Genomic DNA, 21,033 nt, shown 5'->3' with positions numbered 1-21,033 from the left:
GCGCGCGTGCACAGGAAGCGCGAAGGCCACGACGCTGTGCGAAGCGTCCGCCGTGTCGAGCCGCCCCCTACTCCGAGGGTGTCCCACCCTCCGCCCGACCGCCCGACCGCCCGACCGCCCGACCGCCCGACCGCCCGACCGGCTGACCGGCTGACCGGCTGACGAACCATCCGTCGGGCGAGTGCCTTCGTCTGACGCGGTGGACGGCATCGCGGGCGCTGAGCCCGACGCCTCGGCCTGCGACCTGCGCCCTGCCCGCGACGGCCGGGCCGGGCGGCGGAGCACCGCTTGCACGTTCCGCGCCCGGCCCCCCGGCGAAGCCTCCAGGCGAAGCCCCCAGGCGGCCGCCATCAAGCGATCCGCCCTCCGATCATGAGGTGATCCATGTCCGCACGACCCGGTCCACACTCCCTGCCGGAGCCGAGCCGCCGTAGCGTCGTCACCGGCGCCGTCGTGTCGATGGCGACCCTGTACGCCTCGGCGTGCACCGCCGCGACCCCAGCAGGCGTTCGATCGCCGCGGGACATGTCCCTACCGCCAGGCACGAGCGACACCTTCACCACTGGCGCGGCCCACACGGCCGACGTGCTCACTCCGTGGGGCGCCCCGACGGAGGGCGCAGCGCCCCGCTGGGACGGCACGGCCTCTGCCGGCGCCCACCAGCAGGCGCGGCAGATCGGTACGCACCACAGCGGACTGCAGTACCGGCCGCTCACTCCTGACAACCCCCGTGACGAGCGGGGACTGCTGGTGATCGGTCACGAATACCCCGATGAGACAATGCTGTTCGCGGACGGCGGCCGTACGAGCACCACACCCGAGGGCCATGCCAAGGCGCTCGCGGCGGTCGGCCTCACCGTCGTCGAGGTGCGGCGCACCCGGGACGGCTGGCGCACGGTCCCCTCACATCGCAACCGGCGGGTCACCGGGGCCACTCCTGTCGCGTTCTCCGGGCCGGTCACCGCCGGCCACCCGCAGCTGCGCGCCCCGCACCCGCCGCGCGGCATCCTGGCGGCGGGCTTCGGCGGGACGACGCCGTGGGGAACCCACCTCGTGTGTGAGGAGAACTTCCACCGCTTCTTCGGCACCGACGACCCTGGTTGGGCACCGGACGAGACCCAGCGCCGCTACGGCTTGAACGCCTTCGGCTACGGCCATCGGTGGCATCGGGCGGACGAACGGTTCGACCTGGCAGCCCGTCCCGGCGAGGCGAACCGATACGGCTGGGTCGCCGAGATCGACCCGCTGAACCCTGGCGGGACACCAGTCAAGCGAACGGCTCTGGGCCGGTTCGGACATACCGGCGCCACCGTCACCGAGTCACGCGGCACCATCGTCGTCTACAGCGGGGACGACGAGGACGGCGGCTACCTGTACCGGTTCGTCGGCGCTGCCCCCTGGCGGAGCCTGCTCGGACGGGGACACAGCCCGCTGGACCACGGAACGCTGTACGTGGCGCGCTTCGAGGACGACGGCCTCGGCCGCTGGCTCCCCCTCGTCCACGGCCACGGACCGCTGGTGGGCCGGAACGGCTGGCACGACCAGGCCGAGGTACTCCTGCGCGCCCGGCAGGCCGCCGACGCGCTGCGAGCCACCCCCTTGGACCGCCCCCAGCAGACCGCCGTCCACCCTCGAACCGGGCACCGGTACATCGCCCTGGCCAACGGCAGCGGAGCCGGCACCGCTGCGGGGCACTGTACGTCCTTCACACAGGGCCCGCGCCCGGCCAGCCCGTGGACGGGCAACCGGTGCGGGCACATCCTGCGCTGGCGGGAGACAGAGGACGACCCGCATTCCGGCACCTTCAGGTGGGGCTTCTTCCAGTTGGGCGGGTACAGGCCGCACCAGGTGGCCGGCGCCCCCTCCGCTGCGTTCGGCTCGCCGAAGGGTTTGTGCTTCGACCGCGGCGGGCGGCTGTGGATCACCACCGGTCACGCGGATGAGGACCGCGCGGTGCTCGGCAACAACGCGCTGCTGGTCGCCGACCCCGCCACCGGCGAAGTCACCCGAGTGGCGACCGGGCCGCGCGGCGCCGAACTCACCGGCATGGCGGCGACTGCGGACGGCCGGACCCTGTTCGTCAACGTGCAGCACCCCGGAGAGCGCACCTCGGGCCTGGGCGCGCCGACTTCCGATGACCCGAGAGTGGTCAGCAACTGGCCCGACCACGACCCGTCCGGGCGGCCGCGCTCAGCCACCGTCGCCCTCGAGCGGCGCGACGGCGGCCGCATCACGACGCCCTGAGACCGGCTCGACCCGGTTGCCGAAGCGGAGGAGCAGCAATGGTCTACATCGTCCCACGTTCCGCCTGGAACGCCCGGGCACCCAGAAAACTCACCGACGAGCCCTGGACCCCCTGGAACGGCGGGGTCATCGTCCACCACAAGGGCCCGGGCAGCGGATATCCCTACCAGGACCACAAGGGGTGCTACGAGCAGGTACGGGTCATCCAGCTCGACCACATAGAACGCAGGGTGTGGGACGACATCGCCTACAACTACCTGGTCTGCATCCACGGTTGGGTGTTCGAGGGCCGGGGCGGAAAAATACGCTCGGCTGCCAACGACATCGAGACCACGGGAGCCAATCAGAACTGGTTCGCCGTCATGGGGATGATCGAGGACGGCGACCAGCCCTCACCCGAGATGCTTCGGGGCATCCGCGACATCATCACGCACGTCAGACAGTACGAGAAGGCGGGCCCCGGAATCCGCGGACACATGGACGTGGCAACCACCGAGTGTCCCGGACGGCTGTACCGCTACGTCGAGGACGGCTCGCTGGAGCCCGGCGGTTCGGTACCGTCGCCTCCCCCTGCCCAGATCGACATCGTTCCCCGCGTCCAGTGGGGTGCGCGACCCGCGCGTGCGGTTTCCCGTGTGGAGCCGAGCGCCAGGACCGGCTTCACCGTCCACTACTCCGCCGGACCACCCACCCAGACCCCGCGGCAGATCCAGAATTACCACATGGACTCCAACGGCTGGGACGACATCGGCTACAACTTCCTCGTCGACAGAGGCGGGCGCGTCTACGAGGGGCGCGGCTGGAACATCCAGGGCGCGCACGCCACCGGCCACAACACCACGCACATCGGAGTGTGCTTCATCGGACGCGACGGCGAGGCCACTCCCGACGCCCTGCGGGCCGTGCGCGCGCTGTATCTGCACGCCAACAAGCTGACGGGCAAGACCCTGGCCAAGACCTGGCACGGCGGGCTGTCCGGCCAGGCCACCCCGTGCCCGGGCTCTTCGCTTCGCGCCTGGGTCCAGGGCGGCATGGTCGGCGACGACGTCCCCGTCGCCGACGGCACGGACGGCGGCTCGGGCGGCGGCGGGATGACCTCGGTGCGATCGGTGGCCGCCCAGCAGCGCGCCGTCAACGGCATGGGCTACGCCCCACCGCTGGAGATGGACGGAATCTGGGGACCGAAGACGGACGCGGGGGTGCGCTGGCTGCAACAGAAGGTCGGCGTCACCGCCGACGGACTCTGGGGACCTGACACGGAGGCCGCCTATCGGACCGCCACAGGCGACGGCGGCTCGGGCGGCGGCGGGATGACCTCGGTGCAGTCGGTGGCCGCCCAGCAGCGCGCCGTCAACGGCATGGGCTACGCCCCACCGCTGGAGATGGACGGAATCTGGGGACCGAAGACGGACGCGGGGGTGCGCTGGCTGCAACAGAAGGTCGGCGTCAGCGCCGACGGACTCTGGGGACCTGACACGGAGGCCGCCTACCACGCCTACCTGGGCGAGGGCGCCCTCCTCGCGGTCGACGGCGTCTTCGGCCCTGCGACCGTCGCGGCCACCCAACGTGCCATCGGCGCCGCGGCGGACGGCCAGTGGGGGCCGGCTTCCGTCCGTGCCCTGCAGCAGCACTTGAACAACTGGAGCTCCGCCGGCCTCACCGTCGACGGCGACATGGGCCCCGCCACGGTCACGGCCTTGCAGCGGCACCTCAACAAGATGGTCAGTGCCGCGCTGTCAACCGACGGTCAGTGGGGGCCGGCGACAGTCCGCGCCCTCCAGAAGGCCCTGAACCTCGGCAAGCTGTGACCGCCGGCAGGCGGGAAGTCGTCCGTTCCGGACACCGAGACCCCTCGGCCGCACGACAGTGTGCTTGTGCTGCCGGCACGGCGTCGACGCCCAGGGGCACGGGGGTCGGGTCCGGTCGAGATGAGTGCGCTGTGCCTCATGGCCTTGCTCCAGAGATACGACACCGGTCGTTCACCTCTTCCGGCAGCGCTCGGACGGTGACAGGAGGGCTTTCGATTCGGGTGGCCGCTGGGGGGCAAGTGGTGAGCCTGGCTGGGGCGGGTGTGGTTCAGGGGGCCGTGTTCTGCCCGAGGGATTCGGCTTGTGCCTGCTGGACGGCGGCGACGCCGCAGGCGGCGCGTACGAAGGCTGCGACGGCCGGGGAACGGGTGTCCTGCGGCCAGGCGACGGCCAGGGTGGAGTCCGGGAGGTCGCTGACCGGGCGGTAGGCGATGCCGGGACGCGGGTATCGCCGGGCCACGGAGACGGGCGCGAAGAACACGATGCCGCCCGTCTCGACGAGGCTGAAGATCTCTGACAGATTCGAGGCCGGCTTCGGCTCTCCGGAGCGTCGGGGATGCTCGACGGCCCGGCCGTGGTTCGCCGGGGAGCCGCCAGGGAGCTTCCGGCCGGCCAAGTCGTCCAGACACAACCGGGTCCGGGCGGCCAGCGGGTCGACGGCGGCAAGAGCGACCAGGACCGGCTCGGTCAGCAGCGGCTCGCTGTCCAGCCCGCGTTCGTCGAAGGGGGACAGGACGAGTCCCACATCGGCGAGGCCGTCGCGCAGGGCCTGTGACTGCTCGCCGAAGCCCCCGAGGACCAGTTCCGCTGGCAGGGACGCGTCCTCGGTGCCGTAGGCGTCCAGGATCTGCGGCAGCAGGCCCCCGTCGATGTCGGCCTTGAGCGCGATCCGCAGCCGCGGCGACGCGCTGCCTGCCTCTCTTGCCCGGTGGGCGGCCGCGGTGACCGCCTCCAGTGCGGTCCGGGCGTCACGCAGCAGCACTTCCCCGGCCGCGGTGAGCCTCACCTGCCGAGTGGTCCGCTCGAACAGAGCGACGCCGAGCTGCCGTTCCAGCTCCCGGATCGTGCGGGACAGCGGGGGCTGCGCCATGCCCAGCCGGCCGGCGGCACGTCCGAAGTGCAGTTCCTCCGCGACCGCGACGAAGTATCGGAGCTGCCGCACCTCCAGATCACTCATACCTCCAAGGTATCAATGGCGACCAAGGTGGTCCTTCACCTGTCTCGCCGCGCCAGGTTGACTCGGAAACCGGCAACGCCCCCGAGGTTTGCCGCCGACCGTCTCTCACGGAGGTACGTCATGATCGTCATCACCACCCCCAGCGGCGACATCGGCCGACAGGTCGTGGACCGCCTCCTGGACGCCGGGGAAACGGTCCGCGTGATCGCCCGCGACATCTCCCGGCTGTCGACACACGTGCGCGCCCACGTCGAAGTGGTGCAGGGCTCCCACAGCGACGCCGACACGGTCGCACAAGCCCTTGAGGGCGCCGACCGGATGTTCTGGCTCGTGCCCCCGGCCGGATTCCGCACCACCGCCCGGGCCACGGACCACTACCTGGCGTTCACCCGGTCCGCAGCCCAAGAGGCCGCGATACGCGGCGTCCGGGTGGTGGGCGTCACCACTCTGGGTCATGGCTATCAAGGTGCGGCCGGACTCCTGTCGGCCGCACTGGCCATGGACGAATTGATCAAGAACGTCGGCGTTCACTACCGGGCGCTGGCCCTGCCATTCTTCATGGAGAACCTGCTTCGCCAGGCCCCGGTGATGGCAGAGCAGGGGACGTTCTCCATGGCAAACGCAGCAGACCGGCCGCTGCCGACCGTCGCCACCCGAGACGTCGCCGCCGTCGCGGCAGAGCTCCTCCTCGACACCTCCTGGAGTGGGCAGGCCCGCGTCCCCTTGGCCGGACCCGAGGACCTGACCCCCGACGCCATGGCCGAGGTCATCTCGGACACCCTGGGCCGTACCGTCCGCTACCGCCAGATCCCGCTGGCCGACTTCCAGGACGCGATGGTGCAGCACGGCATGAGCCCGGTGCTGGCGCAGGACATGGCGGACATGGTCGACGCGCAGAACAACGGGATCTACGACGCCGAACCCCGCGACCCGCGCACCACCACCGCCACCGGCTTCCGCCAGTGGTGCCAGGACAGCCTCAAGCCGGCCGCCCGGCCCTGACAGTGCGCTGCCCCAGTGTTCCACGTGCGGAACGATTGAGGATCGCGAACAGTCGCGCCTCCGGGTCCTTGATCGAACGATGGCCGGACCGTCCGGTGGGCCAGGTCGGGACTCCGTCGTCGGCCCACCGCGGAACGACGTGGAAGTGCAGGTGCTGCACCGACTGTTCCGACCCCGGTCCGTTGGCGTTCAGGACGTTGGCGCCCGAGGCGTCCAGGGTTGTCCGCATGGCCACCGCCACCCTGCCCCACGCAGGAGGACCGCTCCGCGGCCGGCCAGGGGACGACCGACCTCCGTCACCCGAGTACTGTGCCTGCCCATCAGGGTGCGCCGGCACCGTATCTCGTGAACACAGCCACCGTCGCCTCCGCCAGGTACAGATGCAGGTGAACGAGGAGGCTCACCGCGCGTGCGGGAAACGGCCCCAACGCGTAGGCCGTGCGCTTGCATCGGGGCCGGCCATCGCGTGCCTCATGCAGAACCGGCCGGAGCCGGCCACCTCCGCGGCCCACCAGGCACTGGACGGACGCGGGTCAGTCGCGTGCCGGTTTCACGGTGTGTGCGAGCTGGATGCGGGAGTCCAGACCGAGTTTCCGGTAGACGCGGGTGAGGGTCGCTTCGACCGTCTTGATGCTGATGGTGAGGGCGGTGGCGATGTCGCGGTTGCTCGCTCCGGCGGCGGCGAGTTCGGCGCAGCGTTGTTCGGCGGAGGTGAGGCGGGGGTGGGTGGTGTCCGTGGGGGCGGCGTCCAGTCGGCTGAGGGTGCGCGCGGCGGTCTGGGCCCACGGGTGGGCGTGGTGGGCGGTGAAGAGGTCGGCGGCGCTCTGCGCGGCCGTGCGGGCGCCGGCGCGTCGGCGCCCGCGTCGTTCGGTGTGGCTGAGCGCCAGCAGGGTCCTGCCGCGTTCGAGAGGGAGATGGCCGAGGCGGTCGGCCGCGTCGGTGAGGCGCTGGGCGGCGGTGTCGTAGTCGCCGCAGGCTGCGTCCAGAAGCGCCTGGGCGCGTTCGAGTGAAGCCAGGACCGTGTCCCTGCCGAGGGCGGTCGCCGTGCGGCAGGTGTCGTCCAGCAGGCTCTGCGCCTGATCGAGGCGGCCGAGGGCGACGAAGGTCTCGGCGAGTTCGGGATGCCAGCGCAGGACGGACGGGTCGCGGACCTGCTGGAGCTCCTCCAGGGCGCGGACCTCCTCCAGAGCTTCCAGCGCCTCCTTGGGGCGACCGGTGGCCAGGAGAAGGTGACCGAGGGCGAAGAGGTTGCGGGAGAGGAAGACCTTGTTGTCCTCCTGCCGGGCGGTGTCGACTCCGCGGCGTGCATGGGCGAGAGCGAGGTCGGTGCGGCCGCCGCTGCCCTCGGCGAGGGCGGAGGTGTAGCACGCCGGTGCGGGTGACAGGGCGGTGCCGTCGGTCAGCGCCTGGGCGCGGTGGGCGTGGTCGAGCGCCCTGGCGCACCGTCCGGCGCGCAGTTCGGCCTCGGCGAGGCTGCGCAGGATGTCCACGGTGGCTTCGGCGTCTCCCGTCCGCTCGGCTTCGACGAGCAGGGGAAGCAGCGCGGTGCGGGTCTCCTCGGGGCGGTCGTCGAACAGGGCGTGCCGGGCCGCGAGGTGCTGCGGTGTGCCGTTGGCCGGGATGGGGGCGGTGCGTGGCAGGGACAGGGCGCGGCCGAGAGTGGTCTCGGCGTCGGGGTGGCCGAGGATGCGCTGCACGCGGGCCTGCATCGTGAGGGCCATGACGGCGGTGGTGGTGTCGCCGGCCGTCTCGGCGAGGGCGGCGGCCCGGCCGGCCAGGGCGCACGCCCGGTGGGGGTCGCCCTGGCTGACATTGGTCCAGATCGATTGGCGGATGAGGACCCGCGCGGTGAGGTCGGATCGGCCGTCTGCGGCGTGGAGTGCGTCGGCGAACAGTTCGTCCGCACCGTGCAGGTGCCGGCCGCTGGCGTCGATCAGGGCGATGAGCGCCTCGACGCGTTGGGAGGGGGTGGTGTCGTGGCCGAGGACAAGTCGGGCGGCGGCCCGGCCGCGGGGGAGGTCGCCGTAGTGGGCGGCGTCCCGTACGGCGGTCAGGGCCCGGTCGGTGAGCAGGTCGCCGTCGTCGTGCGGGGTGCGCTGGGCGGCGAGCAGGGAGAGTTCGGCCGCGAGCGCGTGTTCGCCACGCAGCCGGGCGCGTACCGCAGCGCGGGCGGCGCGGCCGGCCGACCGCGGGTCGGCTTCATCGGCCGCCAGCGCGGTGTGCCGGTCGCGGCGGACGCTGTCACGGCTGGCCTCGGCCAGCCGGGCGTGCCGGAGCCGGCGGGCGTGGCCCGGCTGCCGGGCCACGAGTTCGGTGGCGATCGCTGAGGCGGTGAACCGCATGGCCTCGCCGGGCTGTCCGAGGTCGATGAGTCCGGCTGCCTCGGCCTCGGCGAGGAGGCTTTCGGCTGCCGGGCCTGCGAGACGGCACAGCAGGTCGAGGTCGGGCCGGTCGTCGAGCGCGGCGAACGCGAGCAGTTCCTGGACGTCCCCCGAGACGGTGCCCAGCCATTCGCCCACCAACTGGCGTGCCGACGGGGGAAGGACCGGCCCGCCCCCGGCGTCCTCGACGACCGGCACGGCGGCGGTGTGACCGCGCACCTGGGCAAGTGCCAGGGCCAACGCAGGGTTCCCTCCGCTGCGGGTGTGGATACGCGCGACCTCGCCGCGGGCAAGACCGTACGGCGACACCAGAGTCGCGACCTGATGGGGTGTCAGGGGCGGGATGCGCACCGCGTAGGCGTCCTCACCGCACCAGTGGCCTGCGGCACCCGGACGCCAGGTGCGCTCGGCCGCGATGACGGGAAGGTCCTGGGTCAGGCGCAGCGCCCAGCCAAGGACGGCCGCGCTGGCCGCGTCCAGCCACTGGGCGTTGTCCACCACCAGCGTCATGGGTGGTGCCTCCCGCAACAGCTCGGCGGTCTGCCGGCGCAGCCGCAGGGCCGAACCGGCATCGCCCGGGGAGCCGGGCCGGTCGGCGGCCTCGTCGAGCCCCGCCGCCAACTCCCGCGCGGCAGGCAGCGCTTGCAGAGCCAGTGCGAGTTCGAGCAGTCCGGCGTAAGGAACCTGGGCGTCCTGCGGACGCGGGGCCAGCCGCAGGGCGGGCAGGCCCAGACGTCGCCCCAGGGCCCCGGCCGCAGTGGTCTTGCCGCTTCCGGGCGGTCCGAACAGCACCACCCGGCGGGTGCCGTGCACGTCTTCCGGCACCACCGGCAGTTCGTGGCCGGTCTCGGGGAACGCGCTCACCCACATCGCAGAGTCTTGCATCGGGCCATGGTGCGCCCGCCGGACCCTCCCGGTCCAGGTCAAGGGATTGCCCTGATGCCGGCCGCCCCCCGCGTCCCTAGCCTCATGGCCACAGCCGAGCCAACTGCCGCTGAACGTCCCCCGCACCCCAGATGACGTTCAGCGGCATCTCCCCGACATGGCTCGGCGGAAGGATCGCGATGAACCGCAAGAACGCCCTGGCAGCCGCTGTCGCGGCGGCCCTCGCCCTGGGCGCCGTGACCGTGGTGGCCACCCAGTCCACCGCTGCCGCCGACACCTCCGCCGCCCAACCCGGCACCGGGTTCCGGGCGATGACGGCCGACACGCGCCGCGAGGCGATACGCACGGCCGACCGGAACGCGGCCGCGACCGCCCGCGCGCTCGGTCTCGGTCCCGCCGAGCGCCTGGTGGCCAAGGACGTGCTGATCGACACCGACGGCACCCGGCACGTGCGCTACGACCGCACGTACAGCGGCCTGCCCGTGATCGGCGGCGACCTGGTGGTTCACCTCGCCAAGGACGGCAGGACCATCGGCTCGGACCTGGCGCACCAGGGTGCGATCCGGATCGCCGACACCTCGCCGGAGCTGACCGCCGCAGACGCCTCGGCCGCGGCCGTGAAGCACGCCAAGCACGTAAGAGGTGCGAAGACCAAGAGCTCGGACAGCAGCACCCTGGTGGTGTACGCGGTCGGCAAGGTGCCGGTACTCGCCTACCGTTCGACGGTCACCGGCGCGGGCGAGGCCGGCCCGGCCACGCGCCAGGCGGTGATCGTGGACGCGCACAGCGGTGCGCCGCTGGACCAGTACGAGCTGCACCAGAACATCACGGGCACCGGCAACGGCATCAACGTCGGCCAGGTGTCGCTGGAGACCACCCAGTCCGCAAGCGGCTACACCCTGACCGACGCGGCGCACGGCGGCACCGTCATCTACGACTCCTACAACAGCTCCCAGTCGAGCCCGACGCAGAACGCCCGGGTGTTCTCCAAGTCCACGAACTCCTGGGGCAACGGCTCCTCCTCCAGCCGCGAGAGCGCCGCGGTCGACGCCGCCTACGGGCTGGGCAAGACCTGGGACTACTACAAGAACGCCTTCAACCGCAGCGGCATCCGCAACGACGGCCGCGGAGCCCCGGCGTACGTGCACGTGGACACCAACCTGCTCAACGCCTTCTACGACGACGACTGCTTCTGCATGTCCTTCGGCGACGGCTCCTCCCAGAACAGCAACACCCCGCTCACCGCGCTCGACGTGGCCGGCCACGAGATGAGCCACGGCGTCACCGCCGCCACCGCGAACCTCAACTACTCCGGCGAGTCCGGCGGCCTCAACGAGGCCACCAGCGACATCTTCGGCACCATGGTCGAGTTCTACGCCGCCAACGCAGGCGACCCGGGCGACTACTACGTCGGGGAAAAGGTCAACATGCCCAACGGGTACCTCCGCCGCATGGACAACCCCGCCGCCGACGGGAACTCGCTGTCCTGCTACAGCTCGAGCGCCGGCTCGGCGGACGTCCACTTCTCCTCCGGCATCGGCAACCACTTCTTCTACCTCGCCGCCGAAGGCACCGGCACGAAGACCATCGGCGGACTCACGCACAACGGCACCACCTGCAACAACGACACGTTCTCCGGCATCGGCAAGGACAAGGCCGCCGCCGTCTGGTACCGGGCGCTCAGCGCCTACATGACCTCCACCACCAACTACGCCGGCGCCCGCACCGCCACCCTGCAGGCCGCCGCCGACCTGTACGGCAGCAACTCCCAGGAGCGGTACCTGGTCTCCAAGGCATGGGCGGCCGTCAGCGTCGGCACCGCCCTGGCCGACCCCGGCACCGGCAGCCCCTCCCCCTCGCCGTCCACGACGTCCCCGACGTCCCCGAGCGGGAACGCGCTGACCAACGGCACCTTCGAGCAGAGCACCAGCGGCTGGACCCAGAGCGACAGCATCATCACCAACTCGGCTCTGCAGGCCGCGCACGGCGGTTCGTGGTACGCCTGGATGATGGGTTACGGCGCTGCCGCCGTGGAGTCCCTGTCCCAGTCGAACATCGCGGTGCCCTCCACCGGCACCCCGAAGCTCACCTTCTGGCTGAAGGTAACCACCCAGGAGTCCGGCTACGCCGCCTACGACACCCTCAAGGTCAAGGTCAACGGCACCACGCTGGCCACCTACTCCAACGCCAACGCGAGCACCGGGTACGTCCAGAAGACCGTCGACCTGTCCGCCTACAAGGGCCAGACGGTGAAGCTGGAGTTCGCCGGCACCGAGGACGCCTACCTGTCGACCGTCTTCCTGGTCGACGACATCGCCATCGGCTGACCGGACCCGCTCACCACCAGTGCTCCTGCGGCCAGGGCCCCTGCACGGGCGCTCCGACCGCAGGAGCCACGGCGTTTGTGGGCAGTCGTCGAAGGCACACACCGACCACGGCGATCAGCCCTCCGGCCGGCCATGCGCATCGCCGCGCTGTACTTCGGCTCGAGCATCCGCTCCCAGGCCCGGTCCGGCGTGACGTCCTCCACGCGGCTCATCACCCACCAGATGTTGCCGAACGGATCCCGCACCCGGCCACCGCGATCCCCCCAGGCGCTGTCAGCGGCCTCGGTGACCACCTGCGCCCCGTGCAGGACGGCAGCCGCCATGGCGGCGTCCGCGTCCGGGACGTAGACCCGCAACAGCGAGGGCATCGCCGGCCAGTCGGGCCGTCGATCGAAGGCCAGCACCACCGTGTCGCCGACGCGGATCTCACCGTGACCGATGGTGCCGTCCTCGACCGGCACCCGGGCAAGTTCCTCGCCGCCGAAGGCGGCGGTGATGAAGTCGAGCAGTGCACCGGTGTCGGCGGTGACCACCCACGGCGCAACGCTGGTGCAACCCTCGGGCGCAGTGTGTCCCATCGGTTCCGTCCCCTCGTGTCGTCCTTCGCGATGCGGCGACCATAGAGCCCGGCCAGGACAACTCCTGACCTACATCACCCACGAGACCAGCACCGATGTTTGCGGCGTGAAGGTCGCTGTGCACGCGTTCCCGGGCTCGCGTCGGTTGGCCATTCGGCAGGTGGATCGCTCCTTCCAACGGTTACAAGAAATGCCGGGCAGCCCAGCCCGCCGGGCCGAACGGACTGTCCCGCTGCGTCTGTGAGCGGATCAACGCCGGGGCCGAGGCGTACTTCGCGGAGCCGCTGGACCTGGCTGTCCGCGAGACGGGCTGCTTCTGACATGGAGACCCTCGTCTCCCAGCGGCTCTCTCACAGCTTCCGGGCCTGGCCAGCGGCCGGAGGGCGCTCGCCCGCCGCGCCCACGTTCACCCCCTGCTCAGGAATCCGGTCCACGACACACGCGGACCCGGTGGACGGGCGCCCGGAATTCGTGTTCGGGGGTGCTACCACAGGACCATGGACATGGGCCACGGGCAGGCAGCTGCCTCTTCTGAGCGGACGTATCTGCCGAAGCACAGGATTCTCGCGTTGACCGACGGCGTGGTAGCCATCGCCATGACGCTGCTGGTGCTCGATATCGACGTACCCGACGGGCTCCGGGGGCAGGCCCTGCGAGACGCGCTCGACGATGTGCAGAGCCAGGTGGGGACGTTTCTGTTGAGCGCTGTCGTCATCGCTCTGTTCTGGCGGGCCCACCACTCGGTGCTGCACGACGCGGAGCGGATCGACGGCTCCCTCTTCTGGTGCAACGTCGCCTTTCTGGCACTGGTCTCGTTGATCCCCTTTCCGACGAGGGTGCTGGCCGACTACGGCCACCAACCGCTCGGACCGGGCCTGTACGGCGCGGTTATCGGCACGACCGCCCTGGTGCTGTACGTGATGGCCGTGCGCATCGCCCTTGGATCGGAGCGCCGAAAGCCCTTCCCGCCCTTTCCTGCACAGGCGTTCGTCTTCCTCCTCTCCGTCGGGATCGCCCAGTTCTCGCCCCTGACGGCCGTCTACAGCTGGATCGCCTCCGTGCCCCTGTCCGTGCTGGCCGACCGGCACGCCACCCGCACGTCGCGGGCCTCCCGGCCCTGACTGAAGGCCCGGCAACAAGGCCGCACGGTCTCGTCGCTCAGATCGCTCAGGCCGCCCCGGGTTGCGCAGCACGCAGGCGCCCGCGCGGCGCCGGGGCAACGGGGTCGCTCCTCTGAAAGCCGGTGTGGTGGTCGTGCGGCGTTGACGGCAGCCCTCGCAGGGCTCGCCAGGACCGCGGGAGCCTGGGGCGCGCCAATGCTCGTGCACCGCTGCACCCTGGTTGGGGCTTTGGCCCCTGGTCGGGCCGACCAGGGGCCTGACCGCGCAGGTCGTGTCCCCATCGTGACTTTGGTCTGTGGTCCGGTCGGGGCTGCGGGTTGTGTCACGGGCAGCAGGATCCGGAACTGACCCGCGAGTTGGACCATGTCTCCCGGCAAGCACGCCTCGCACAACGAGGCTCCTGCCGTGATGACAGCACGTGTCCGCGGGCGATGCGGCGCCGCGCCTGCGTGACCCGCCCGGCCGTCCGGACTGTCGTCGCGGCCGGCCCGATCGCACTGGGCGTCGCCCTCACATCCCCATCCATGAAGGTTCGATCAAGCCGACGGTCACATCATCAACTCGGCCTTGTCAGAGCCGGTTAGAGTGATCTGCATGAACATGCGCCGGATCGTCGCAGTGCTGGCCGAGGAAGCCGAACAGCAGGTCCGTAGCCGTGTGTGGCAGCTGGAGCCCGACGACCGTGCACTCGCCCTTGAAACCGAGGCCGGCCTGCGCGACGCTGTCGGCCCGCCCAACGTCCAGGAGGCATTGCCCCAGATCAAGCGGCTCGAGCACCTGCGCGAGACACTCGCCGTCCTGGCCATATCTCTCGCGCGCACTCACGGCCGCCTGGCGTGGTTTCTGTCCGGCGCTCTCAACGCCCTCGAACCCGTCCTGCGCTGGCGTGCTCTGCAGATCGACCACGGCACCAGCTTCGGCACCGTCCTCCCCAAACCTGAGGACTACACAGAAGCAGAGGATGCCGTCCGCCAACTCCAGCACGCGCTGACGCAGATCACCGCTGAGCCAGGCTGATCAGCACACGGAGCCCCGAGCGTGCAGCCGCAGAACGGCGCCGACGACAGCACGCGTCCCGACGGAGACGTGCCGCCCGGGGCGGCCGCTGCCGAGCACAGGTCAGCGAAGGGCTGGATTGTGTGCAGGAGCCACCCGGACGCTCGACGGCACCAACAGTGCGTGACGGGCACCCACTTCACGCCTCGTTGTCCTCCATGACGCGCTTCGCGTGGTGATCCAGTCGGCCGGGCGGCGCCTAACTGACGCTGACAAAGCCTCTGGACGTGTCGGTGGGTGATCGGGCAGGCGGCGAGTCCGAGGAAGGCCTCGTGGATGTCGTCGCGTCGTTCCCAGCGGATGCGCAGGCGGCGCAAGCCGTGCAGCCGGGAGATGGTGCGCTCGACGACCCAGCGGAAGGTGCCCAGGCCGGTGCCGTGGGGCCGGCCCCGTGCGGCGATCACCGGCCGGATTCCACGCTGTCGCAGGAGCCGGCGGTACTTGTCGTGGTCGTAGCCGCGGTCGGCGAACAGCATGCTTGCTTGCTGCCCGCTCGTGCGCGGTCGACCGGGCTGTGTCCGCTTCTGGGCCCCGGCGCGCGGCCCGGACGTGGGAGGAGTCGATCACCGGCCTCGTTCCAGGCCGCCAGGCGGCGCCGGCAGGTCATGCCAGAGCCGAAGCCCAGCTCCTGGGGCAGGTACTCCCACTGGATGCCGGTGTGCAGGACGACGTCTTGTCCCGCCGAATGAGGGGGCTGGCCAGGTAATGGCGGCGAGGTAACGGCCGGGCTGTTTCGCGTAACGGGCGGCGATGCCACGCCAATGCTTGAGACGGCGCCCCGCCCGTCGCAGTAAGAGGGATCTTCCCGGTCAGCCCGCCCCGGGACCGGCCGAGCCCACGCTCGTCGAGCTCTGTTGGCAACGGGTGCCAGGGACTGCCGGCGGATCATGCATCGGGGGCGAGGGTCCGGAGGTCGTAGAGGTAGGAGCGGTCGTCCTTGAAGCTTCGCCAGACGGTGGCCGGGGGTTCCGGTTCGTCAGCGTGGCTGTTGAGAGGATGGGCGGTGACGAGACCATCAGCGATCTTGCAGTGCCAGCCCTCGGCCGGCGACCAGACGCACCACACGTTCCCGTCCGTTCGGCGGTAGGCAGGACGACCGTTGTGCTCGCCGTCCCGTTCGAAGCGGTGGCGGAGTCCGTCTATGTGGCGTACGAAAGTGAAGGATGCGAGTGCCGTCATACCTTCGGCACTGTATGGGACGACGCTCCCGGCGACTAAGCAGTTTTTGGGTGTAGCCAGATGCAGGACGCATCTCACGGGCGGAGCCAGGGCAGGACTGCGGCGACGGTGACGGTGCCGTGGAAGACGTAGGCCCCTTTGTCGTAGCGGTGGCGGCGGCCCGGGAGTTCTTCAGCCGGTTCGTCGTCCGCTCGACCTCGTTGCGGCGTTCGGAGATCTCGCTGTCGAAGGCGGTGGGCCGGCCGCCCCCGCTGCCGCGCCGTTCGCGGTTGGCCCGCTGGTCCTTCGGTTCGGGGATGGTGTGCTTCTGACGTCTTCGCAGACAGTGGCGGTCGCGGCGTGAGCTGTATGCCCTGTCGCCGCCGAGGCGGTCCGGCCGGGTGAGAGGACGACCGCCCAGAGGGCGGGGAACGCGCGCTCCAGTCGATCCGGCCCGCGAGGTCGGCGTCCGCCTGGACAGCACGCGGCATCCGGTCCCACGCGCCGTCCGCCGACCACCGGCGATAGCAGCTCGGCGCGGCCGGCCGGGTCGTGGCCGCCCTGCCCTCGTCACGCGGCAGTCTTCTTGCCGCGGCCTCCGCTGCGGGCGAGGGCATCGACGAGTTCTTCGCGGCTCATCTTCGACCGGCCGGGAAGGTCCTGCTCAGTCGCCCGCTGATACAGCTCAGCCTTGCTGAGCTTCTGGAGCTCTCTTCTGTCTCCTGCCCCGCCCGTGCGGGCCCGGGCCGTCTCGGTCTTCTTCGGCGGTGCCTTGCGCGCCGGCGTCTTGGCTGTCTTGCTCGCCGCCGACGACCGGGCAGCCAGCTTGCGCGGAGCGGCCTTCGCCTTCCGTTCGTCGGCCTGCTCCTTGCCGTCGCGGCCGGAGCGGGCCGCCTGCAGGCTTCCCTCGAGGACCTGCATCAGGTCGATCACGTTGGTCGCCTGCGGCGGTTCCTCGGCCACCGCGATCTCCTGGCCTTCAGCCTTCGCTCTGACCAGCTCACGCACCTTCTCCTGGTAGGTGTCGCGGTAGCGGGACGGCTCCCAGTCAGAGCTCAACGCGTCCACCAGTTGCAACGCCATGTCGAGCTCTTTGCCGCGCGCGGCGCGGCCCGAGGGCAGCTCGGGAAGCTCCTTGCGCGGGTCGCGAACTTCGTCCGCCCAGTGCAGCGTCTGCAGCACCAGCACCTTGTCCTCGGCGCGCAACGCCGTCAGGTACTGCTTGTTGCGCATGACGAACGTGGCGATGCCCACCTTGTTCGCCTCGGCCAGCGCGGCGCGCAGCAGCTCGTAGATCTTGGTGTACTCCTTGCCCCGCGGGGCGACGTAGTAGGTGCGGCCGAAGTACACGGGCTCGATGCGGTCGAGGTCGACGAAGTCGGTGATGTCGACGGCCCGAGAGCGACCCGGCGCGATCTCGTCAAGCTCGTCGGGCTCCACCACGACGTACTGGCCCTCGTCGATCTCGTATCCCTTGACGATGTCGCTGGTGTCGACCTCGTCACCGGTGCGTTCGTTGACCCGCTTGTTCCGGATCCGGTCCGACGTGCCGCGCTGGAGCTGGTGGAAGTGGACGGTGTGGTCCTCGGTCGAGGTGTAGAGCCCGACGGGGACGGTGACGAGCCCGAAGGTGATCACACCTGTCCAGATCGCCCGAGCCATCACTGTGCTCCATCCTGTGTGCGTCGGCGCCCTGCCTGGCTTGCTCCTTACACGCTCGCACCGCCGCCCGGGCCGCGCGCGCCCAGGCCTCACATGGCCACCCGATCGGCTTCCGTCGGCACGCTCAGTGGGCGGCGTGACCCTTCTGCGCGGACAGCCGGAAGGCGGGGGACGCGTACTGGACGTCGTCGTCCCGTGGACGTGTACGCAGACGAAGGGCCCGCGACCGTGCCTGGTCCCTGGGGCCCCTCTTGCGACCGCTCGCTCGCCCGGTCGCCGGGTTCGGGCCCGCGTCCTGCACAGTTGTTGTCAGCCAGGACAGCCACCGATTTTCGCCCCAGCGAGGTTGCCCCGTCCCCGGGGCCTGTGTGTGCTGCTTGAAAGCACTGCGGTGAAACTCAGGGCTCTGTCGCCCTGATGTCAGCGTCGGTACGCCCACGGGCCGGCGGTGTGGTCGCCGTGCCGGGCTTGGTGAAGGCCTGCCGGCTGTGCAAGAGCAGCTCGCGCGTCCCCGGGGTGTGCGAGTTCTTCCAGATCAGGGCGAGCAGTGCGGGGGTATCGACGTCCTCGATGGTGCGGGCGGTGAGCCGGTCGCGGTGGCTCGTGGCCATGGAGTCGCTGAGGACGGCGACGGCGAGCCCGCGGGCGGCGAGGTCGGCAACGGCGTTCGCGGCGCCGGCCTGCAGAGCAGCCACCATGACGCGCCGAGGCATCCCTGAGGGCTGCCTGCGAGTCGGCCGGCACCGCCCAGGCCTTGATCACCGTCGGATGCTCAAGGCTTGGGCGAGTGCGGCCGGAGACCGGGTGAGCACACGCTGCAACGGCTCTCCGTATGGCCTTTCGCCGTCGCATCCCCGTCGCGCTCCCGGTCCGTTGCCGGGCTTCCGTGCACCAGCACCCGAATCTTCTGGAACACCAGTAAAAACCGTTGCTTTTATCCGTTTTGCCCAGAAATGCGGGTACCCGCTGCAAGGGCGCGGAACCGACGGCATCCGCTCCGTCGGCTGCTCCACACGCTCCACACGTACCGAAGGAGGAACGGCTCATGAGCGAAGACGGCGGTCGCGTTCAACAGACGGGGCAGACAGCCAAGGAACAGACATCAGCGGTCGCGGCGCAGGCCCAGCAGGCGGCTGGCGAAGTGGCAGGAACGGCCACCCAGCAGGCCAAAACCGTCGCAGGCGAGGCACGCGCACAGGCCGGCAGTGCGATCCGTGACCTCGGTCAGCGCCTGCTGGACGAGAACCAGGGACATGTGGAACGGCTGGCGGGGACCGTACGGCAGTGGGCGGACGACCTTGCCGGTATGGCGCAGAACGCCTCCGGCGACTCCCCCGCCCGGGATCTTACGGCCCAGGCGGCCGATCAAGGTCATCGTGCCGCGGACTACCTGGACAAGGCCGGGCTCGAGGGCATGGCAGACGATCTGCGGACGTTCGCGCGCCGCCGACCGGCTGCGTTCCTGGGCGGAGCGGCACTGGCCGGTCTTGTGGTGGGCCGCCTGGCCAAGGCAGGCACCAAGACCGCGAAGTCGACGGCAGGCCCCGCCCAAGATGTGCAGTCGCAGGAAATCGGGCACGAGGAGAGCAGCATGCTGCCTCCCGCCGCGCCTCTTCCGACGCCGGTGCCGTCGGGATATCCGGCCCACCCGGGAGCATGACATGGCGTCGATCCACCCAAGGCCGCAGGTAAGCCGCGATGGACTGTCCGACGCAGGCCCGGACCGCTCGACGGGCGAGTTGCTCTCCGCCGTGACCTCGGACCTGCAGACGCTGCTCCGCCAGGAGGCCGAGCTGGCGAAGACGGAGATCCGCGAGGAGGCCACGAAGGCCGGCAAGGCCGCCGGGATGTACGGCGGCGCCGCATTCGGCGGATACATGGTGGCGATCTTCGCGTCGTTCGCGGCCGTCTTCGGCCTGGCCAACGTGATGGACGCCGGCTGGGCGGCGCTGATCGTCGCCGCCGTCTGGGCGGCCGTAGCCGCCGTGCTCTACGTCAAGGGCCGCTCGCGGATGCGCGAGGTGTCCCCCAAGCCGGAACAGACCCTGCAGAGTTTGAAGGAGGATGCTCAATGGGCACGGCACCCGACCAGCTAAGGTCCGAGATCGACTCCACCCGGAACCGTCTGGCCAAGAACGTCGACCAGCTGACCGAACACGCCCGCCCCAGGCAGATGGTGCGACGCCGCACCCGACGCATGCGGGGCGCGATGTCAGGGCTGCGCGACCGCGTCATGGGCTCCGCCGCGGAATCGGCCCAGTCGACGCGGGACCGTACGGCACAGGCAGGGCAATCCATACAGGAAAACGCGGGAAGCGCCGCGGACTCGGTACGCCAAGCGGCCGGTCAGGTCGGGAACGCGGTGAGCCGGGCCCCCGAGCAGGCGGTGCAGCAGACCCAGGGCAGCCCATTGGCGGCCGGGCTGATCGCTTTCGGCGCCGGTCTCCTGACTGCTTCCCTCCTGCCGACGTCCCAGGCCGAGGAACGAGCAGCCTCCCGCATGACCGAGCAGGTCGGCGACGCCCTCGAACCCGCCAAGCAGGCTGCTCTCGAATCCGCGCAGCAACTGAAGCAAGACGCCACGCACGTCGCCCAGCAGGCAGCACAGGAGGTGAAGGACACCGCCACGCAGGCTGCGAAGACCACCCAGGAAGAGGCTGCCGAGCAGGCGGGCCAGGTAGGACAGCAGGCCCGCACGTCCGGGCAGCAGGTGGCCGACGAAGCCCGCGGGCAGAACTGAGGGCCCCGCCTGATGGGTGCTGCCGGGTCGCAGGGACTCGGTGTCGCGCGAGAGGAGCTGCCATGTCCAGCCCGAACGAGGACGAACTGTCCCACCCACTGGAGCAGGAGACCGGTGAGAAGGACGTACCGCCGGAAGAAGAAGGCGCCGAACCGCAATCCGAGGAGGCGGACACCGACTCACCCGGTACGGGGGAGGGTGCCGCTGGGGATGCGGCGACCTGACGGTGTCCACCGTCGGAGAGGATCCCGCTCCGCCCGAAACCTGAGCGGGGCGGGCCGTTCCGCAGACGGACCACCTGCAGCCGCTTCGGCCCCTTCGCCGGGGACCGCTGAGGTCAGGCACCGGCGAAGGAAGTCCCCTCCCGTTCGTCGAGTTCGGCGACGCATCGCAGGCCGTCCGTGAGCGCGAAACCGAGCCAGACCGCCGGGGTGCGGAGTCTGGTGCCCTGTGCCAGTGAAGGTTGAGTGGCGCTCTCGAATCGTGAGCACGCGCACCTGCCGGCGCCGCGCTACATCTGCCGGACGACCTGGTACATCGTCTCGGAGACGGGTGCTGGGTGCGGGGCGTTGTGCCAGCCGATCTCCTCGGCGCGCTTCGCGATCGCCCTTCGTGCCGCTTGAGCTGCGGCTTCGTCCTCGAAGAAGGCGACAGACAATCCGTTGCCAGTGGCAGGATCGACGAGGTGGTAGGCGCCATGGACGCCGGGCACGGTGGCGGCGGCATCCAGTACCCAGCCGCGGTCGTCAGTCGGCATCGGTTCCCATACGGCTACCCTCGCGATCATCGCTGCCTCCTTCTGGTCGGCCTGTGCCTTCAGGATGAAGCAACCTCGGTGTCAGCGCTCACCCTTCGCTGACACAGGACACCTAGGCATGTCGGGCGCCAGATCCG

At 70.7% G+C, this 21,033-nt stretch carries 17 protein-coding genes and 3 pseudogenes; 10 read left to right on the top strand and 10 right to left on the bottom strand.

What is annotated here, in order from left to right:
* The first annotated feature begins 525 nt into the window (after positions 1-525).
* On the top strand, positions 526-2,244 hold the full coding sequence (locus ACIGXJ_RS09450) for a PhoX family protein (protein ID WP_399642748.1): 1,719 nt from the start codon (positions 526-528) through the stop codon (positions 2,242-2,244).
* Positions 2,245-2,282: 38 nt separating this feature from the next.
* Entirely contained in the window at positions 2,283-4,052 is a 1,770-nt protein-coding gene (locus tag ACIGXJ_RS09445; protein ID WP_399642747.1) for a peptidoglycan-binding protein, read from the top strand.
* A gap of 268 nt (positions 4,053-4,320) precedes the next feature.
* Here the strand turns inward: ACIGXJ_RS09445 and ACIGXJ_RS09440 are convergent, their stop codons facing one another.
* Positions 4,321-5,229 carry a LysR family transcriptional regulator gene (locus ACIGXJ_RS09440; RefSeq protein ID WP_399642746.1) on the bottom strand — a complete coding sequence of 303 codons (909 nt, stop codon included), beginning with the start codon at positions 5,227-5,229 and terminating at the stop codon, positions 4,321-4,323.
* A gap of 120 nt (positions 5,230-5,349) precedes the next feature.
* On the opposite strand from ACIGXJ_RS09440, the gene ACIGXJ_RS09435 reads away from it, so the two are divergent.
* Positions 5,350-6,231, top strand: coding sequence for an NAD(P)H-binding protein (locus ACIGXJ_RS09435; RefSeq protein WP_399642745.1), 882 nt, complete (start codon positions 5,350-5,352; stop codon positions 6,229-6,231).
* On the opposite strand, the gene ACIGXJ_RS09430 is transcribed toward ACIGXJ_RS09435, so the two are convergent.
* Positions 6,209-6,466: an HIT family protein gene (locus tag ACIGXJ_RS09430; RefSeq protein WP_399642744.1), complete on the bottom strand. Its 258-nt coding sequence runs from the start codon at positions 6,464-6,466 to the stop codon at positions 6,209-6,211. The genes ACIGXJ_RS09435 and ACIGXJ_RS09430 overlap by 23 nt on opposite strands.
* A 298-nt stretch (positions 6,467-6,764) precedes the next feature.
* Positions 6,765-9,497: an AAA family ATPase gene (locus ACIGXJ_RS09425; protein WP_399642743.1), complete on the bottom strand. Its 2,733-nt coding sequence runs from the start codon at positions 9,495-9,497 to the stop codon at positions 6,765-6,767.
* Between the two features lie 179 nt (positions 9,498-9,676).
* Here ACIGXJ_RS09425 and ACIGXJ_RS09420 point away from each other — a divergent pair, with 179 nt between their 5' ends.
* Positions 9,677-11,824, top strand: a complete 2,148-nt coding sequence (locus ACIGXJ_RS09420; protein ID WP_399642742.1) for a M4 family metallopeptidase — start codon at positions 9,677-9,679, stop codon at positions 11,822-11,824.
* 113 nt (positions 11,825-11,937) lie between these two features.
* Here the strand turns inward: ACIGXJ_RS09420 and ACIGXJ_RS09415 are convergent.
* Positions 11,938-12,402, bottom strand: a pseudogene (locus tag ACIGXJ_RS09415) (VOC family protein); the annotation flags it as partial.
* A gap of 497 nt (positions 12,403-12,899) precedes the next feature.
* Between ACIGXJ_RS09415 and ACIGXJ_RS09410 the strand changes: the two are divergent.
* Both ACIGXJ_RS09410 and ACIGXJ_RS09405 read left to right on the top strand, forming a co-directional pair.
* Positions 12,900-13,523, top strand: coding sequence for a TMEM175 family protein (locus ACIGXJ_RS09410; protein ID WP_399642741.1), 624 nt, complete (start codon positions 12,900-12,902; stop codon positions 13,521-13,523).
* A gap of 594 nt (positions 13,524-14,117) precedes the next feature.
* Positions 14,118-14,540 carry a hypothetical protein gene (locus ACIGXJ_RS09405; RefSeq protein WP_399642740.1) on the top strand — a complete coding sequence of 141 codons (423 nt, stop codon included), beginning with the start codon at positions 14,118-14,120 and terminating at the stop codon, positions 14,538-14,540.
* A gap of 299 nt (positions 14,541-14,839) precedes the next feature.
* Here ACIGXJ_RS09405 and ACIGXJ_RS09400 read toward each other — a convergent pair.
* The 5 genes and pseudogenes from ACIGXJ_RS09400 to ACIGXJ_RS09380 all read right to left on the bottom strand — a co-directional run.
* Positions 14,840-15,342: pseudogene (locus ACIGXJ_RS09400) on the bottom strand (transposase); the annotation flags it as partial.
* Between the two features lie 122 nt (positions 15,343-15,464).
* Positions 15,465-15,758 carry a hypothetical protein gene (locus ACIGXJ_RS09395; protein WP_399642739.1) on the bottom strand — a complete coding sequence of 98 codons (294 nt, stop codon included), beginning with the start codon at positions 15,756-15,758 and terminating at the stop codon, positions 15,465-15,467.
* A gap of 74 nt (positions 15,759-15,832) precedes the next feature.
* Positions 15,833-16,264, bottom strand: a pseudogene (locus ACIGXJ_RS09390) (hypothetical protein); the annotation flags it as partial.
* Between the two features lie 43 nt (positions 16,265-16,307).
* Positions 16,308-17,399, bottom strand: a complete 1,092-nt coding sequence (locus ACIGXJ_RS09385) for a Ku protein (protein WP_399642738.1) — start codon at positions 17,397-17,399, stop codon at positions 16,308-16,310.
* A 398-nt stretch (positions 17,400-17,797) separates the two neighbouring features.
* Entirely contained in the window at positions 17,798-18,097 is a 300-nt protein-coding gene (locus ACIGXJ_RS09380) for a hypothetical protein (protein WP_399642737.1), read from the bottom strand.
* A gap of 347 nt (positions 18,098-18,444) precedes the next feature.
* On the opposite strand from ACIGXJ_RS09380, the gene ACIGXJ_RS09375 reads away from it, so the two are divergent.
* The 4 genes from ACIGXJ_RS09375 to ACIGXJ_RS09360 all read left to right on the top strand — a co-directional run bounded on the left by ACIGXJ_RS09375 (position 18,445) and on the right by ACIGXJ_RS09360 (position 20,363).
* Entirely contained in the window at positions 18,445-19,059 is a 615-nt protein-coding gene (locus ACIGXJ_RS09375) for a hypothetical protein (RefSeq protein ID WP_399642736.1), read from the top strand.
* A gap of 1 nt (position 19,060) precedes the next feature.
* On the top strand, positions 19,061-19,495 hold the full coding sequence (locus ACIGXJ_RS09370; RefSeq protein WP_399642735.1) for a phage holin family protein: 435 nt from the start codon (positions 19,061-19,063) through the stop codon (positions 19,493-19,495).
* Positions 19,471-20,139: a DUF3618 domain-containing protein gene (locus ACIGXJ_RS09365; protein ID WP_399642734.1), complete on the top strand. Its 669-nt coding sequence runs from the start codon at positions 19,471-19,473 to the stop codon at positions 20,137-20,139. The genes ACIGXJ_RS09370 and ACIGXJ_RS09365 overlap by 25 nt, the downstream gene beginning before the upstream one ends.
* 62 nt (positions 20,140-20,201) lie before the next feature.
* Positions 20,202-20,363: a hypothetical protein gene (locus tag ACIGXJ_RS09360; protein ID WP_399642733.1), complete on the top strand. Its 162-nt coding sequence runs from the start codon at positions 20,202-20,204 to the stop codon at positions 20,361-20,363.
* 287 nt (positions 20,364-20,650) lie between these two features.
* Here ACIGXJ_RS09360 and ACIGXJ_RS09355 read toward each other — a convergent pair whose 3' ends face one another.
* Positions 20,651-20,926 (bottom strand): hypothetical protein, encoded by a 276-nt coding sequence (locus ACIGXJ_RS09355; protein WP_399642732.1) that lies wholly within the window; start codon positions 20,924-20,926, stop codon positions 20,651-20,653.
* Positions 20,927-21,033: the final 107 nt, after the last annotated feature.

Source organism: Streptomyces sp. NPDC053367, assembly GCF_044545925.1.
GTDB lineage: Bacteria > Actinomycetota > Actinomycetes > Streptomycetales > Streptomycetaceae > Streptomyces.
This window is presented reverse-complemented; position numbering and strand designations above follow the sequence as displayed.

Excerpts from the sequence above, each read along its gene's own strand:
- ACIGXJ_RS09450 (WP_399642748.1), top strand. The coding sequence starts at position 526 with ATGTCCCTACCGCCAGGCACGAGCGACACCTTCACCACTGGCGCGGCC.
- ACIGXJ_RS09445 (WP_399642747.1), top strand. The coding sequence starts at position 2,283 with ATGGTCTACATCGTCCCACGTTCCGCCTGGAACGCCCGGGCACCCAGA.
- ACIGXJ_RS09440 (WP_399642746.1), bottom strand. The coding sequence starts at position 5,229 with ATGAGTGATCTGGAGGTGCGGCAGCTCCGATACTTCGTCGCGGTCGCG.
- ACIGXJ_RS09435 (WP_399642745.1), top strand. The coding sequence starts at position 5,350 with ATGATCGTCATCACCACCCCCAGCGGCGACATCGGCCGACAGGTCGTG.
- ACIGXJ_RS09425 (WP_399642743.1), bottom strand. The coding sequence starts at position 9,497 with ATGCAAGACTCTGCGATGTGGGTGAGCGCGTTCCCCGAGACCGGCCAC.
- ACIGXJ_RS09420 (WP_399642742.1), top strand. The coding sequence starts at position 9,677 with ATGAACCGCAAGAACGCCCTGGCAGCCGCTGTCGCGGCGGCCCTCGCC.
- ACIGXJ_RS09410 (WP_399642741.1), top strand. The coding sequence starts at position 12,900 with ATGGACATGGGCCACGGGCAGGCAGCTGCCTCTTCTGAGCGGACGTAT.
- ACIGXJ_RS09405 (WP_399642740.1), top strand. The coding sequence starts at position 14,118 with ATGAACATGCGCCGGATCGTCGCAGTGCTGGCCGAGGAAGCCGAACAG.
- ACIGXJ_RS09395 (WP_399642739.1), bottom strand. The coding sequence starts at position 15,758 with ATGACGGCACTCGCATCCTTCACTTTCGTACGCCACATAGACGGACTC.
- ACIGXJ_RS09385 (WP_399642738.1), bottom strand. The coding sequence starts at position 17,399 with ATGGCTCGGGCGATCTGGACAGGTGTGATCACCTTCGGGCTCGTCACC.
- ACIGXJ_RS09380 (WP_399642737.1), bottom strand. The coding sequence starts at position 18,097 with ATGGTGGCTGCTCTGCAGGCCGGCGCCGCGAACGCCGTTGCCGACCTC.
- ACIGXJ_RS09375 (WP_399642736.1), top strand. The coding sequence starts at position 18,445 with ATGAGCGAAGACGGCGGTCGCGTTCAACAGACGGGGCAGACAGCCAAG.
- ACIGXJ_RS09370 (WP_399642735.1), top strand. The coding sequence starts at position 19,061 with ATGGCGTCGATCCACCCAAGGCCGCAGGTAAGCCGCGATGGACTGTCC.
- ACIGXJ_RS09365 (WP_399642734.1), top strand. The coding sequence starts at position 19,471 with ATGGGCACGGCACCCGACCAGCTAAGGTCCGAGATCGACTCCACCCGG.
- ACIGXJ_RS09360 (WP_399642733.1), top strand. The coding sequence starts at position 20,202 with ATGTCCAGCCCGAACGAGGACGAACTGTCCCACCCACTGGAGCAGGAG.
- ACIGXJ_RS09355 (WP_399642732.1), bottom strand. The coding sequence starts at position 20,926 with ATGATCGCGAGGGTAGCCGTATGGGAACCGATGCCGACTGACGACCGC.